The 13283-nt window shown below is 61.3% G+C and carries 13 protein-coding genes and 1 tRNA gene; 5 read left to right on the top strand and 9 right to left on the bottom strand.

Annotation, left to right across the window (positions count from 1 at the left end; translation table 11 throughout):
* Nucleotides 1-79: 79 nt before the first annotated feature.
* The 9 genes from R2E40_RS00990 to R2E40_RS00950 all read right to left on the bottom strand — a co-directional run bounded on the left by R2E40_RS00990 (nucleotide 80) and on the right by R2E40_RS00950 (nucleotide 9265).
* Nucleotides 80-156, bottom strand: a tRNA-Pro gene (locus tag R2E40_RS00990).
* A 147-nt stretch (nucleotides 157-303) separates the two neighbouring features.
* On the bottom strand, nucleotides 304-1014 hold the full coding sequence (locus R2E40_RS00985) for an MOSC domain-containing protein (RefSeq protein WP_024945575.1): 711 nt from the start codon (nucleotides 1012-1014) through the stop codon (nucleotides 304-306).
* Between the two features lie 45 nt (nucleotides 1015-1059).
* Nucleotides 1060-1902, bottom strand: coding sequence for an ABC transporter permease subunit (locus tag R2E40_RS00980; protein ID WP_011707793.1), 843 nt, complete (start codon nucleotides 1900-1902; stop codon nucleotides 1060-1062).
* A complete protein-coding gene (locus tag R2E40_RS00975; protein ID WP_017409743.1) occupies nucleotides 1899-2804 on the bottom strand; it encodes an ABC transporter permease subunit in 906 nt (301 codons plus the stop codon). The genes R2E40_RS00980 and R2E40_RS00975 overlap by 4 nt, the downstream gene beginning before the upstream one ends.
* A complete protein-coding gene (potA, locus tag R2E40_RS00970; protein WP_011707795.1) occupies nucleotides 2801-3955 on the bottom strand; it encodes a polyamine ABC transporter ATP-binding protein in 1155 nt (384 codons plus the stop codon). Before potA ends, R2E40_RS00975 begins: the two co-directional genes overlap by 4 nt.
* 75 nt (nucleotides 3956-4030) lie before the next feature.
* Complete coding sequence (locus tag R2E40_RS00965) at nucleotides 4031-5092, bottom strand: polyamine ABC transporter substrate-binding protein (protein WP_219255756.1); 1062 nt, start codon at nucleotides 5090-5092, stop codon at nucleotides 4031-4033.
* Nucleotides 5093-5233: 141 nt separating this feature from the next.
* A complete protein-coding gene (locus tag R2E40_RS00960) occupies nucleotides 5234-6331 on the bottom strand; it encodes an extracellular solute-binding protein (protein ID WP_318164553.1) in 1098 nt (365 codons plus the stop codon).
* Nucleotides 6332-6385: 54 nt separating this feature from the next.
* Nucleotides 6386-7747 (bottom strand): aspartate aminotransferase family protein, encoded by a 1362-nt coding sequence (locus R2E40_RS00955; protein ID WP_318164552.1) that lies wholly within the window; start codon nucleotides 7745-7747, stop codon nucleotides 6386-6388.
* A gap of 186 nt (nucleotides 7748-7933) precedes the next feature.
* Nucleotides 7934-9265, bottom strand: a complete 1332-nt coding sequence (locus tag R2E40_RS00950; protein ID WP_011707799.1) for a glutamine synthetase family protein — start codon at nucleotides 9263-9265, stop codon at nucleotides 7934-7936.
* A 468-nt stretch (nucleotides 9266-9733) separates the two neighbouring features.
* Here R2E40_RS00950 and R2E40_RS00945 point away from each other — a divergent pair, with 468 nt between their 5' ends.
* The 5 genes from R2E40_RS00945 (at nucleotide 9734) to R2E40_RS00925 (ending at nucleotide 13216) form a co-directional block, all read left to right on the top strand.
* A complete protein-coding gene (locus tag R2E40_RS00945) occupies nucleotides 9734-10120 on the top strand; it encodes a TraR/DksA family transcriptional regulator (protein WP_010635769.1) in 387 nt (128 codons plus the stop codon).
* Nucleotides 10121-10292: 172 nt separating this feature from the next.
* The gene (locus tag R2E40_RS00940; RefSeq protein ID WP_318164551.1) at nucleotides 10293-11150 is read left to right on the top strand and encodes a hypothetical protein; all 858 of its coding nucleotides are present in this window, start codon (nucleotides 10293-10295) and stop codon (nucleotides 11148-11150) included.
* A gap of 51 nt (nucleotides 11151-11201) precedes the next feature.
* Nucleotides 11202-11648 (top strand): DUF962 domain-containing protein, encoded by a 447-nt coding sequence (locus tag R2E40_RS00935; protein ID WP_318164550.1) that lies wholly within the window; start codon nucleotides 11202-11204, stop codon nucleotides 11646-11648.
* A gap of 21 nt (nucleotides 11649-11669) precedes the next feature.
* Entirely contained in the window at nucleotides 11670-12149 is a 480-nt protein-coding gene (locus tag R2E40_RS00930; protein ID WP_011707802.1) for a CreA family protein, read from the top strand.
* Nucleotides 12150-12226: 77 nt separating this feature from the next.
* Nucleotides 12227-13216 (top strand): 2-hydroxyacid dehydrogenase, encoded by a 990-nt coding sequence (locus tag R2E40_RS00925; protein WP_024945568.1) that lies wholly within the window; start codon nucleotides 12227-12229, stop codon nucleotides 13214-13216.
* Nucleotides 13217-13283 lie beyond the last annotated feature (67 nt).

The following is a 13283-nucleotide window of genomic DNA, read 5'->3' as shown; positions in this document are numbered from 1 at the left end:
CGCCAGCCTGAATATCTCCCTCCACTTGCGCGAATGCCAAATGCGAAAAGGCCGCTCTATTGAGCGGCCTTTTCTAATGTGGTCGGTGTGAGAGGATTCGAACCTCCGACCCCTTCGTCCCGAACGAAGTGCGCTACCAAGCTGCGCTACACACCGATGTCTGCGGGACGGGAATTTACCGAAAGCCCCGACTCGACACAAGCCTTTTTTACGTTTGTAAGCAAAAAAATGGCTGTTCGCTCAACTATTCGTCAGTTCCATCCGTCCTGAGCCGTCAACGGCCAAAAAATGGCCTGGCAACGCTTATGACGAAGCGAGCTGGAATTCGGCCGGGCCGAGCAAGCGACGACGCCAGTCAGCGACCACACCATGCTCCAGCCAGTCTGCCGCATGCTTGCGCCAGTTGGGCGAGAGAGCCGGATTTTCCAGCAGCAACAGCAGGTCAGCCTCGTTGCGCAGCTGGTTGAACAGGATATCGGCGGTGCGCTTTACCGTCAGCTCAGGGTAAGGCCTGTCCACCAGCTCCAGCCGCTCCTGCGGCATCACCATTCCCTCCTCCAGCACCCGCAGCAGCCAGCCGCAGCGGCCGCTGAGCTGCATCACCTGCGACATCTGGCCATAGCCGAAACGCTGGTTGAGCTTGAAGCAGGGGGATCTGGGCTGGCTTATCTGGATCAGCGCCTCGCCGAGACGATAGACATCGCCGATACAGGCCTGCTCCTCGGTCAGCCCGACCCCGGAGAGGTTCTCGCCGAAGGCGGCCGGTTGCCAGGGGGTACGCGGGGTCGGCAGGCCCAGCGCCGTCTGCCAGTTGTGCCACCAGGGGTAGTGATCGGCGGGATAGTAGTGCAGCGCCCGATCCGGGCCGCCATGGTGGCGCTGGTCGCACTGTTCGTCGCCAGCCAGACCATTGGCACCGCACCAGAGCGGTATGGAGGTGGCTTGTTTGTGGATGGCGCTGACAAGGCCGGGAACCAGCTCGGTACCCTGGCCGCTAAAGATGGAGATCCGCATTCTCATCCTCCGGATTGACGAGAGAATGCGGATCTTAACACGAGGTCAGGCGACTGCCTGCATCTGGGTGGTCATGGCGATCTCGGCGCGGCGACGTTTCTCCGCCTTGGCCATCAGATACCAGCTGCCGAAGGTGAACAGCGACACCGACAGCAGGATCAGGCTGGCCACCGCGTTGATCTCGGGTTTCACCCCGAGCCGCACCGCCGAGAAGACCTCCATCGGCAGGGTGGTCGAGCCCGGGCCGGAGACGAAGCTCGCCAGCACCAGGTCATCCAGCGACAGGGCAAACGACATCATGCCGCCCGCCGCCAGCGAGGGGGCGATCATCGGGATGGTGATCAGGAAGAACACCTTCCAGGGTTTGGCCCCCAGATCCATGGCCGCCTCCTCGATGGAGAGATCCAGCTCCCGCAGGCGGGCCGACACCACGATCGCCACATAGGCGGTACAGAAGGTGGTGTGCGCGATCCAGATGGTCACCATGCCCCGCTCGGCGGGCCAGCCCACCAGCTGGGCCATGGCCACGAACAGCAGCAGCAGGGAGAGACCGGTGATCACCTCGGGCATCACCAGGGGCGCCGTCACCATGCCGCCGAACAGGGTCCGGCCGCGGAAGTGCGGGATCCGGGTCAGCACGAAGGCCGCCACCGTCCCCAGCGCCACCGCTGCGATGGCGGTATAGAAGGCGATCTCCAGCGAACGCAGTACCGAACCTATCAACTGCTTGTTGTCGAGCAGGCCAAAATACCACTTCAGCGACCAGCCGCCCCAGACCGTCACCAGCTTGGAGGCGTTGAAGGAGTAGATCACCATGATGATCATCGGCAGGTAGATGAACAGCAGCCCCAGCCACAGCATCAGCTTGGCAAAACCAAAGCGCCTCATACTTTCCCCTCCAGCTCTTTGGCCTGGTTGCGGTTGAACAGGATGATCGGAATGATCAGCACAGCCAGCATCACCACCGCCAGGGCGGATGCCACCGGCCAGTCACGGTTGTTGAAGAACTCCTGCCACAGCACCTTGCCGATCATCAGGGTCTCGGGGCCGCCCAGCAGCTCCGGAATGACGAACTCGCCCACCACCGGGATGAACACCAGCATGCAGCCGGCGATGATGCCGTTCTTGGAGAGTGGCACCGTGATCTGCCAGAACCGGGTCAGGTTGCGGGCGCCGAGGTCGGAGGCCGCCTCCAGCAGGCTCTGGTCGTGCTTGACCAGGTTGGCGTAGAGCGGCAGCACCATGAACGGCAGGTAGGAGTAAACGATGCCGATGTAGACCGCCAGGTTGGTGTTGAGGATCTGCAGCGGCTCGTTGATGAGGCCGATGCCCATCAACAGGCTGTTGAGCAGGCCGTTGTTGCTGAGAATGCCCATCCAGGCGTAGACCCGGATCAGGATCGCGGTCCAGGTCGGCATCATGATGAGCAGCAGCAGAACGGTCTGGGTCTCCTTGTTGGCCCGGGCGATGGAGTAGGCCATCGGATAGCCGATCAGCAGGCAGAGCACTGTGCTGATGAAGGCCATCTTGAGGGAACCGAGATAGGCGGCGATGTAGAGCTCATCCTCCTGCAGCAGCAGGTAGTTGCCCATGTGCAGCAAGATGGTGAGCTGATCGTCGGCCCAGCTCACCACGTCGGTGTAGGGCGGGATCGCCACGTCCGCTTCGGCGAAGCTGATCTTCACCACTATGATGAAGGGCAGCAGGAAGAAGAGGAACAGCCAGAAGAACGGGATGCCGATCACCAGCTGCCGCCCCCCCAGAGCCTTCAGTCGTCTCAATGCCATCATGATTGCAGCACCACGCCGCTGTCATCTTCCCAGTAGAGGAACACCTGGTCATCCCAGGTCGGCCGCTTGCCGTGGCGTTCGGCATTGGCGATGAAAGCCTGAACGATTTTGCCCGAAGGCAACTGGATGTGATAAACCGAATGACCGCCCAGATAGGCGATGTCATAGACTTCGCCCTTGGTCCAGTTGAAGTCCGGATGCTCGATCTCCACCGGCTTTTGCAGGCTCATCAGCAGTTTTTCCGGCCGCAGGGCGTAGGTGACCTTCTTGTTCTCGGCGCGGGAGCTGATGCCGTGGCCCACATAGATGGGCTGCTCCAGATCGGCGCAGGCGATGGTGGCGTGGTCCTGCTCATCCTCCACCAGCAGACCGTCGAACAGGTTGACGTTGCCGATGAACTCGCACACCAGCCGGCTGGCCGGGGTTTCGTAGATGTCCATCGGACTGCCGATCTGTTCGATGCAGCCAAGGTGCATGATGGCGATCCGCTCGGCCATGGTCATCGCCTCTTCCTGGTCGTGGGTCACCATGACGCAGGTTACCCCGACCCGTTCGATGATCTCGACCAGTTCGAGCTGCATCTGGGAACGCAGCTTCTTGTCCAGCGCCCCCATGGGCTCATCCAGCAACAACAGCTTGGGTCGCTTGGCCAGCGAGCGCGCCAGTGCCACTCGCTGGCGCTGGCCGCCGGAGAGCTGATGGGGCTTGCGGCGGGCATACTGGGTCATCTGCACCAGCTTGAGCATCTCCTCCACCCGGGCATCGACCTCTGCCTTGGGCAGGCCATCCTGCTTGAGGCCGAAGGCGATGTTCTGTGCCACCGTCATGTGGGGGAACAGGGCGTAGGACTGGAACATCATGTTGATGGGGCGTTCATAGGGCGGCATGTCGGTGATGTCAACCCCGTCGAGAAACAAGCGTCCCTCGGTGGGACGCTCGAACCCCGCCAGCATCCGCAGCAGGGTCGACTTGCCGGAGCCGGACCCGCCCAACAGGGCGAAGATCTCGCCCTTGTGGATGTTGAGGGACACGTTGTCGACCGCCAGCGTTTCATCGAATTGCTTGCTTACCCTGTCTATCTTGACCAGCACTTCTTTGCGTTGCTGGCTGCCCTCGAGGGCTTTCTTGTAGGCACTGGAGGCTATCGCCATTACCAAACTCCCAAAGGTAATACCGGCCGGGGCCGATCCATAAAACAGTCTGGCGCCCCGGGATGGGCGCCAAGGTTAGGTTCCGGACTTGATCTTGGTCCAACTCCGGGTGATCAGGCGCTGCACCGCGCGGGGATGTGCCTGCTGCACATACAGCCGCTCCAGCACCGCCTGGGGTGGATAGACGGACTCGTCATTGCGCACGTGTTCCTCCATGAACTCCCCCGCCTTGGCGTTGGGGTTCGCGTAGCCCACATGATTGCTGATCTGGGCAATCACCTCGGGCTGCAGCACGTAGTTGATGAGGGCGTGCGCCTCTTTCACGTTGGTGGCATCGGCCGGGATCGCCATCATGTCGAACCAGAGGTTGCCCCCCTCCTTCGGTATGCTGTAGGCGATCTTGATCCCCTTGCCGGCTTCGTCGGCACGGGCCGCCGCCTGCAGGATGTCGCCGGAGAAACCGGCCGCCACGCAGATGTCGCCATTGGCGAGATCGCCGATGTACTTGGAGGAGTGGAAATAGGCCACGTAGGGACGCACCTTGAGCAGCTGCTCCTCGGCGCGCTTGAGATCCGCCGGATCCTGGCTGTTGGGGTTGAGCCCCAGATAGTTGAGCGCCGCCGGGATCATCTCGTCTGCCGAGTCGAGGAAGGCGACCCCGCAACGGGCCAGTTTCTGCATGTTTTCCGGTTCGAAGATCACGGCCCAGGAGTCAATCTTGTCGACCCCCAGCACGGCCTTGACCTTGTCGATGTTGTAACCGATGCCGTTGGTGCCCCACAGATAGGGCACGGCGTACTGATGACCCGGATCCACCTTGTCGAGCTGCTTGAGCAGCACGGGATCCAGGTTGGCCAGATTGGGCAGCAGGGCAGGATCCAGTTTCTGGAAGGCCCCCGCCTTGATCTGTTTGGCCAGGAAATTGTTGGAGGGCACCACCAGATCGTAACCGGTGCGTCCGGTCAGCAGCTTGCCTTCGAGGGTTTCGTTGGAATCAAACACGTCATAGACGGTCTGGATCCCGGTCGCCCGCTGAAAGTCGCTGAGGGTGGTCTCGCCGATATAGTCGGACCAGTTGTAAAAGTGGACTACAGGGGCTGCCTGAGCCACATTTGCCAACCCCAGAGCCAGGGCCATCGTCACTATCTTGGTTGTGTGCACTTACTCAGTCCTCTTAATGTGTGATTTGCCAGTCGCGCATCCTTACGCGCCGTCCAACCTGTCGGGTGGGTCACCTCCCTCCCGGCCGAACTGCGGACCGGGAGGGGCACTCGTCACTTACTTACCCGATTTGATCTTGGTCCAGCTGCGGGTCATCAGGCGCTGTACCTTGGCCGGCAGCGCCGGGAAGGTGTAGATCTTCGCCAGGGTTTCACCGGACGGGTAAACACCGGGGTCAGAGCTGATGGCCTTGTCGACCAGCTGGGTCGATGCGCTATTGCCATTGGGTGCATGAATCTGGTTGGTGATGTTGGCGATCACCTCAGGCTTCATGAGGTAGTTCAGGAACACATGGGCCTCTTCCACGTTCTTGGCATCGGCCGGGATGGCCAGCATGTCGAAGAAGCTGCCAGCCCCCTCTTTCGGGATCACATAGGTCAGATTGACGCCGTTCTTGGCCTCGATCGCCCGGGCCTTGGACTGTTGCAGGTCCATGGAGTACCCGACGGCCACGCAGATGTTGCCGTTGGCCAGATCCGAAATGTACTTAGAGGAGTGGAAATAGGCGGTATAGGGACGGATGGAGAGGAACAGCTCCTCCGCCTTCTTCAGCTCGTCCGGCTTCTGGCTGTTCGGATCGAAGCCCAGATACTTCAGGGCGGCCGGCAGCATTTCGGTCGGTGAGTCGAGGAAGGAGACACCGCACTCCTTCAACTTGGCCATGTTTTCCGGCTTGAACACAAGATCCCAGGAATCCACCGGCGCCTTGTCCCCCAACACCGCCTTTACCTTGTCGATGTTGTAGGCGTAGCCGATGGTGCCCCACAGATAAGGCGCCGAGTACTGGTTACCCGGGTCGCTCGGTTCGAGCGCCTTGAGCAACGAGGTATCCAGGTTTTGCCAGTTGGAGAGCTTGGACTTGTCCAGCTTCTGGAACACGCCCGCCTGGATCTGCTTGGCCAGGAAGGAGTTGGACGGCACCACGATGTCATAGCCCGAGCTACCTGCCAGCAACTTGGCTTCCAGCACCTCGTTGCTGTCGAACACGTCGTAGACCACCTTGATGCCCGTCTCTTTCTGGAAGTCTTCCAGCGTGTTTGGCGCGATATAATCGCTCCAGTTGTAGACGTGCAACACCTTGTCCTCGGCCATCGCCCCGGTACTCATCATGACCAGTGCCACAGAAGCTGCCATCATTCCCGTTTTGAAAGACATCGTCCTTGTCTCCTAAGCAAATTGTATGCGCAAGCCAACCTGCCCGGCGCCCGCCTATCCCCGCAGCTTTGCCGCCGTCAGATCGAGACTGAGCCTGGCCAGATTGACCAATTCATCCACCTGTTCCTCGGTGATCACCAAGGGGGGCGATATGATCATGGTATCGCCGACAGCCCTCATCACCAAGCCATTGTTAAAGCAGAACTCCCGACAGGTCATACCGGCCTGCAGCCCAGCCGGGAAGCGGCTGTTGGTCTGCTTGTCCTGCACTATTTCCAGCGCGGCCACCAGGCCTTTGCCACGGGTTTCGCCCACCAGCGGATGGTCCGCCAGCTCCGCCCAGCGGCGCTGCAAATAGGGGCCGATGGTATCATGAACTCGCTTAACTATGCTTTCGTTTTGCATAAGCGTAATGTTGGCAATCGCCACGGCACAGGCCACCGGATGACCGGAGTAGGTGAAGCCGTGGTTGAACTCGCCCCCCTCTTCCACCAGCACCTTGGCGACCCTGTCCCCCACCATCACGGCCCCCATCGGCAGATAGCCGGAGGTGATGCCCTTGGCCAGGCACATGAGATCCGGCTTGATGCCGAAGCCTTCGCTGGCGAACCAGTGACCGGTGCGACCAAAGCCGCAGATCACCTCGTCGGCGATCAGCAGGATGCCGTACTTGTCGCAGATGCGCTGGATCTCGGGCCAGTAGCTGTCGGGCGGGATGATGACGCCGCCGGCGCCCTGGATCGGCTCGCCGATGAAGGCGGCCACCTGGTCCACTCCCAGCGCCAGAATCTTCTCCTCCAGCTGACGGGCACGGGCCAGCCCGAATTCGTGGGCGCTCATCCCCCGCCCCTCGCCGAAGTGATAGGGCTGGTCGATGTGCACGATACCGGGGATCGGCAACCCGCCCTGGGCGTGCATCCCCTTCATGCCACCCAGGCTGGCGCCCGCCACGGTGGAGCCGTGGTAGGCGTTGTGGCGGCTGATGATCACCTGCTTGTCCGGCTGCCCCTTGCTGGCCCAGTAGTGGCGCACCATGCGCAGCACGGTATCGTTGCACTCGGAGCCCGAACCGGTGAAGAAGACGTGGTTGAGGTGCGGCGGCGTGATCTCGGCCAGCAGGGTCGCCAGCTCGGCAGCGGGCGGGTGGCTGGTCTGGAAGAAGAGGTTGTAGTAGGGCAGTTGCTGCATCTGGCGGGTGGCGGCGTCCACCAGCTCCTGGCGGCCATAGCCCAGGTTGACGCACCACAGGCCGGCCATGCCGTCCAGAATGCGCTTGCCTTCGGAGTCTTCCAGATAGACGCCCTCGGCCCGGGTGATGATGCGGCTGCCTTTCTTGTTCAGTGCCTGAAAATCGGTAAACGGATGCAGGTGATGGCTGGCTTCCAGTTGCTGCCACTCACGGGTGGTATGCTGCATTGCTTGCTCCTCGGTTCCTTCGATTTAAGCGATGTTTGTTGGTCAGTTGAGGAGGTGCAGACGCTCTTCCGGTCACGGTGACGCACCGGGTGTCGTGCAGTGCCTGCTCCCCAACTGTCTCGATTCACGCGGGAGGGGCCGGCGGCCCCTCCGGGCAGGGTGATGCGCGACCGACGCGCATCCGGGTCACACGTTCAGCAGCAGGAACTCCCGTTCCCAGCGGCTGATCACCCCGAAGTAGGTCTCGTACTCTTTGCGTTTGACCGCCACGAAGGCGCGGGTAAAGCGCTCGCCCAGCATCTCCTTGATGGGGTCGCACTGCTCCAGGTGGCTCAACGCCTCCTCCAGCGAGCGGGGCAGGCTGTAGGGCAGCTCATAGGCGCTCGACTTCATCTCCGGCAGCGGCTCCAGCTTCTCCATCATGCCGAGGTAGCCACAGGCCAGGGTGGCGGCCAGCGCCAGATAGGGGTTGGCATCGGCGCCGGCGAAGCGGTTCTCCACCCGGCGGGCACTGGCCTCGGAGAAGGGCACCCGCAGCCCGCAGGTGCGGTTCTCCACCCCCCACTGCACGTTGCGCGGCGCGCTCTCGCCAAAGGTGAGGCGGCGGTAGGAGTTGACGTTGGGGGCCAGCAGCGCGGTCACCGCCGGCGTGTATTTCTGCAGGCCGGCGATGAAGTGCATGAACAGCTCGGAGTGGCCGCCGTTCTCGGTGCCAAACAGGTTGCGGCCATTCACATCTTCCAGACTCTGGTGGATGTGCATGGCGGAGCCGGGCTCGTCGCTCATCGGCTTGGCCATGAAGGTGGCGTAAATCCCGTGGCGGTGGGCCGCTTCCCGCATGGTGCGCTTGAACAGGAACACCTGATCCGCCAGATCGACGGCGTCGCCGTGCAGGAAGTTGATCTCCATCTGGGCAGCACCAGACTCGTGGATCAGGGTGTCCACCTCCAGCTCCTGCGCCTCGCAGTAGTCGTACATGTCTTCAAAGATGGGGTCGAATTCGTTGACCGCGTCGATGCTGAACGATTGGCGGGCTGTCTCGGGGCGGCCGTTGCGCCCCACCGGCGGCACCAGGGGGTAGTCGGGGTCTTCGTTGCGCTTCACCAGATAGAATTCGAGCTCTGGCGCCACCACCGGCTTCCAGCCCTGCTTCTCGTAAAATGACAGGACCCGACGCAGCACGGAGCGCGGCGCGATGTCGATCAGCTTGCCATTGATGTCGAAACAGTCGTGGATCACCTGGGCGGTCGGCTCCAGCGCCCAGGGTACGAAACGAATGGTGTTGGGATCGGGATAGAGCTGCATGTCCCGCTCCAGCGGGTCGATCATGCTGTCGTCATCCGGATACTCGCCGGTCACCGTCTGGGTGAAGATGACCTCGGGCAGGCGCATGCCCCCCTCGCGCAGAAACTTGTTGGCTGGAATGATCTTGCCTCGGGCATTGCCGGTGAAATCCGGAAACAGGCACTCCACTTCCGTGATGCGATTGCTCTCCATCCAGCCCTTGATACTGTCCATGTTAAACCCCGACTCTACGGTTGCCATTGGCAAGGGTGTCTAATATATGGAACACCCTTGTTATCAAATTGTAATCAACACCACCATAAAAGCCCGCCATCAGGGGCAATGTCAAGCGGTGGTGTTTAAAAAACTATAAATAACGGCGCATATAATGACCATCGCGGGGACAAATACTAAACACCCTGGCGCGATAACGACTCACTGCAAGCCCGGTGCCAACAAGCTTGCAGGATCCCCCATGTTCTCAGTCAGACCCTGTCTGAATCGGGTCATTTTTTTGCAAGGGCGCACAATACTTGTCCTCTTTGCTTTGCATGCCTGCATTTTTTTGGTACAAGGCCCGCCCTGATTTGCACTCTCCTGCTTGGATTTGGTGCAAATTCAGGACACAGGGCTTGGTCTGCAGGCAGACAGCCCCCATAAACAGGGATAATTGGGTTAGTAAACTGACTGGTAGTAAATCGTATGTGTGATTTCATGACTGAAGACCAACTGGCCTTTTACAAGGGACAGATCGAGCGCCAGATCCTCGAACTCGAAGATCGCCTCAACTCCCAGGCCAGCCAGGCCATCGCCACCGATACCAACGAGATGGCTGATGAAATTGACCGTGCCAGCATCGAGGAAGCCCGTCGTCTGGAGCTGAACCGCATCGAGCATGACAAGCTGCATCTGCGCAAACTGCGTGGTGCCCTCAAGCGCATCAGCGAAGGGGATTTCGGTTACTGCGAATCCTGCGGTGACGAGATCTCCCTCAAGCGGCTGCAGGCTCGTCCCGAGTCCCGCTTCTGCGTTGAATGCCAGAGCACCAAGGAGTTCAACGATACCCACGTGTATCGTCGCGTCGCCTGACGCCTCGCTGCCTGCTCACATTCGCTCGGCGAGCGTCGCCAGCGGGGGGTGGGCATGCAGGTGACAATGAGGACACCAGGCTGCTCACCCTGGCGGATCACGGCTACGCAGCAAGAGCGTGACAAGTTCTGTTAGACTCCGGGCAAGCCCGGAATCTACAGGAGAGCAGAGAGTGAAATGGTTCCTCAAACTGTGCTTGTGTCTGCCGTTGCTGGCACAAGCACAGACCCTCACGGTCAAGGTTCCCAGCCGGCCGATCAACGACCTCGACAAAGAGTACCAGCTCAAGCTGCTGGAACTGGCGCTGACCCATGCCGGCCAGCCGTTTCGCATCAAGCAGGTCGAACTCAACCTCAACCAGTACAACCTGCAGCAACAGCTGAGCAAGGGCCAAACCATCAATGTGTTCTGGATGGGTACCTCCAGCGCCCTCGAATCCTCGCTCATCGCCGTGCCGATCCCGCTGTTTCGCGGTCTGGAAGGGCTGCGGCTCTCCTTCATCCACACCGATGCCCAGGAGAAGTTCAACCAGATCAACTCGCTGGCCGATCTCAAGCAGCTGAAGGCGGCGCAAGGGGTGGGCTGGGCCGACAACAAGATCCTCGAGAACGCCGGCATCCCCACCTATTCGGGGCGCTACAGCAACCTGTTTCGACTGATCAACGACGGCGACAAGCTGGACTTCTTCCCGCGCAACCTGGTGGAGATTTTCGCCGAGCGCAGCGAGCTGGTGGCGCAATATCCCAACCTGGTCATCGATCAGCACCTGCTGATCCGCTACCCCTTCGCCGAGTTCTTCTTCGTCAGCCCGGAATCCCCCAAGCTGGCCAAGGCGATCCAGACCGGGCTTGAGCGGGCCTATGCCGACGGCAGCTTCATGAAGTTCTTTCGGGAGAACCCCAAGATCCGCGAGGCCCTGGCCAGCGCCAATCTCGAGCGGCGGGTCACCATCTCCCTGCCCAATCCCGACATGACACCGTTGCTAAAATCCATTCCGGCCCAATATTGGGAATATCCCCCGCAGGGATAAGAGTCGACCACCTCAACCGGGGTGGCACCCACAGCGCGCCAGGGAGGTGCCATGAAGGGAATCGAGGAGTGGTTTGAACTGTACGGCCAGAGCCACCGGCACCCCGCCAATGTGGCGATCCACAAGCTGGCGGTGCCCGGCATCTATCTCTGCGCCCTGGCCCTGCTCTGGTGCCTGCCGGCCGGGCCGCTGCCGCCGTCGCTCAACTGGGCCACGCTGGTCGCCATCCCGGTGCTGGCCTTCTACCTGCGGCTGTCATTTGCGCTGTTTGTGGGCATGACGGTGCTGACCGCGCTGGGGCTGGTCATTTGCCACAGCTGGCAAGGCCCCTTGCTGTGGCCTGCGCTGGCCGGGTTCGTGCTGCTCTGGATAGCCCAGTTCGTCGGCCACCAGATCGAGGGCAAGCGCCCCTCCTTCCTCGCCGACCTGCAGTTTTTGCTGATCGGCCCCGCCTGGGTGCTGGCCAGCCTCTATCGTCGTTTGGGCATTCCCTACTGAGGGAAGCCAACAGGAGAGACCATGAGACATCCTCAGATCCTTGCTCGCGCCCTGCCGCTGCTGCTGGGTGCACTGATTGCCGGCCCGGCGCTGGCCGACAAGGCCGACCCGGTCGGCGAGGTGAGCACCGCCTTCAAGCTGTTTGGCCCCAACCACAAGATCCTAGTGGAGGCGTTCGACGATCCCCGCATCGACGGCGTCGCCTGCTACCTGGCGCGTCCCAAGACCGGCGGCGTCAAGGGCGGACTCGGGCTGGCGGAAGATCCCTCCCACGCCTCCCTCTCGTGCCACCAGATCGGCCCCATCACCCTGCCCGCCAAGCTGAAGGCGGGGGAAGAGGTGTTCGACGTCAGCACCTCGCTGGTGTTCAAGGAGCAGAAAGTGGTGCGCTTTTACGATCAAAAGCGCAACGCGCTCGTCTATCTGACTTACAGCACCAAGCTGGTGGATGGCTCCTACAAGAGCGCGGTCAGCGCCGTTCCCATCATGCCGTGGGGCTGAATTCCCACCATTTATCCCGTGATGACGACCCATATTTGTTGTAATTTAACCACATCATTATCTGCGGAGAGCGCACCATGAGAGTCGCCGTTTTCAGTACCAAGAGCTACGACAAAGAGCACTTCAATCAGGCCAACAGCCAGTACGGTTATGAACTGGAGTTCTTCGACGTGCGGCTGGAGGCCAAGACTGCCCGGCTGGCCCACGGCTTCCCCGTGGTGTGCCTGTTCGTCAACGACGATGCCGACCGCGAGGTGCTGACCGAACTGGCCACCAACGGCACCAAGGTGATCGCCCTGCGCTGCGCCGGCTACAACAACGTGGATCTGGCCGCCGCCAAGGAGCTGGGACTGAAAGTGGTGCGAGTGCCCGCCTACTCCCCGGAAGCGGTCGCCGAGCACGCGGTGGGCCTGATGATGACCCTCAACCGTCGCATCCACAAAGCCTATCAGCGCACCCGTGACGCCAACTTCTCGCTGGAGGGGCTGGTCGGCTTCAACATGCACGGCCGCACCGCCGGCATCATCGGCACCGGCAAGATCGGCATCGCCACCCTGCGCATCCTCAAGGGCTTCGGCATGCGCCTGCTGGTGAGCGATCCCTATCCGAACCAGGCGGCCATCGATCTCGGCGCCGAGTACGTGGATCTCGATACCCTGTTCCGCCAGTCCGACGTCATCAGCCTGCACTGCCCGCTGTTCAAGGAGAACTACCACCTGCTGAACAAGGAGGCGTTCGCCAAGATGAAGGACGGGGTGATGATCATCAACACCAGCCGGGGCGGCCTGCTCGACTCCAACGCCGCCATCGAGGCGCTCAAGACCGCCCGCATCGGCGCGCTGGGGCTGGACGTCTACGAGGAAGAAGAAGATCTCTTCTTCGCCGACAAGTCCAACGAGGTGATCACCGATGACGTGTTCCGCCGCCTGTCGGCCTGCCACAACGTGCTGTTCACCGGTCACCAGGCCTTCCTGACCCGCGAGGCGCTGCACGCCATCGCCGACACCACCCTCAGCAACATCCGCGCCATCGACAGTCAGGGGCGCTGCGACAACGAGGTGGAGTAAACCACCGCGCAATAAGCGAGGCGCCGGGTTGTGAGACCCGGCGCCTTCGGGTAGGCTACCAGCCCTT

The organism is Aeromonas sp. CD, assembly GCF_033349375.1.
GTDB lineage: Bacteria > Pseudomonadota > Gammaproteobacteria > Enterobacterales > Aeromonadaceae > Aeromonas > Aeromonas hydrophila.
Note: the sequence above shows the minus strand (reverse complement) of the source record. Positions and strands in the feature narration are given on the sequence as shown.

Excerpts from the sequence above, each read along its gene's own strand:
- R2E40_RS00985 (WP_024945575.1), bottom strand. The coding sequence starts at position 1,014 with ATGCGGATCTCCATCTTTAGCGGCCAGGGTACCGAGCTGGTTCCCGGC.
- R2E40_RS00980 (WP_011707793.1), bottom strand. The coding sequence starts at position 1,902 with ATGAGGCGCTTTGGTTTTGCCAAGCTGATGCTGTGGCTGGGGCTGCTG.
- R2E40_RS00975 (WP_017409743.1), bottom strand. The coding sequence starts at position 2,804 with ATGATGGCATTGAGACGACTGAAGGCTCTGGGGGGGCGGCAGCTGGTG.
- potA (WP_011707795.1), bottom strand. The coding sequence starts at position 3,955 with ATGGCGATAGCCTCCAGTGCCTACAAGAAAGCCCTCGAGGGCAGCCAG.
- R2E40_RS00965 (WP_219255756.1), bottom strand. The coding sequence starts at position 5,092 with ATGGCCCTGGCTCTGGGGTTGGCAAATGTGGCTCAGGCAGCCCCTGTA.
- R2E40_RS00960 (WP_318164553.1), bottom strand. The coding sequence starts at position 6,331 with ATGTCTTTCAAAACGGGAATGATGGCAGCTTCTGTGGCACTGGTCATG.
- R2E40_RS00955 (WP_318164552.1), bottom strand. The coding sequence starts at position 7,747 with ATGCAGCATACCACCCGTGAGTGGCAGCAACTGGAAGCCAGCCATCAC.
- R2E40_RS00950 (WP_011707799.1), bottom strand. The coding sequence starts at position 9,265 with ATGGACAGTATCAAGGGCTGGATGGAGAGCAATCGCATCACGGAAGTG.
- R2E40_RS00945 (WP_010635769.1), top strand. The coding sequence starts at position 9,734 with ATGTGTGATTTCATGACTGAAGACCAACTGGCCTTTTACAAGGGACAG.
- R2E40_RS00935 (WP_318164550.1), top strand. The coding sequence starts at position 11,202 with ATGAAGGGAATCGAGGAGTGGTTTGAACTGTACGGCCAGAGCCACCGG.
- R2E40_RS00930 (WP_011707802.1), top strand. The coding sequence starts at position 11,670 with ATGAGACATCCTCAGATCCTTGCTCGCGCCCTGCCGCTGCTGCTGGGT.
- R2E40_RS00925 (WP_024945568.1), top strand. The coding sequence starts at position 12,227 with ATGAGAGTCGCCGTTTTCAGTACCAAGAGCTACGACAAAGAGCACTTC.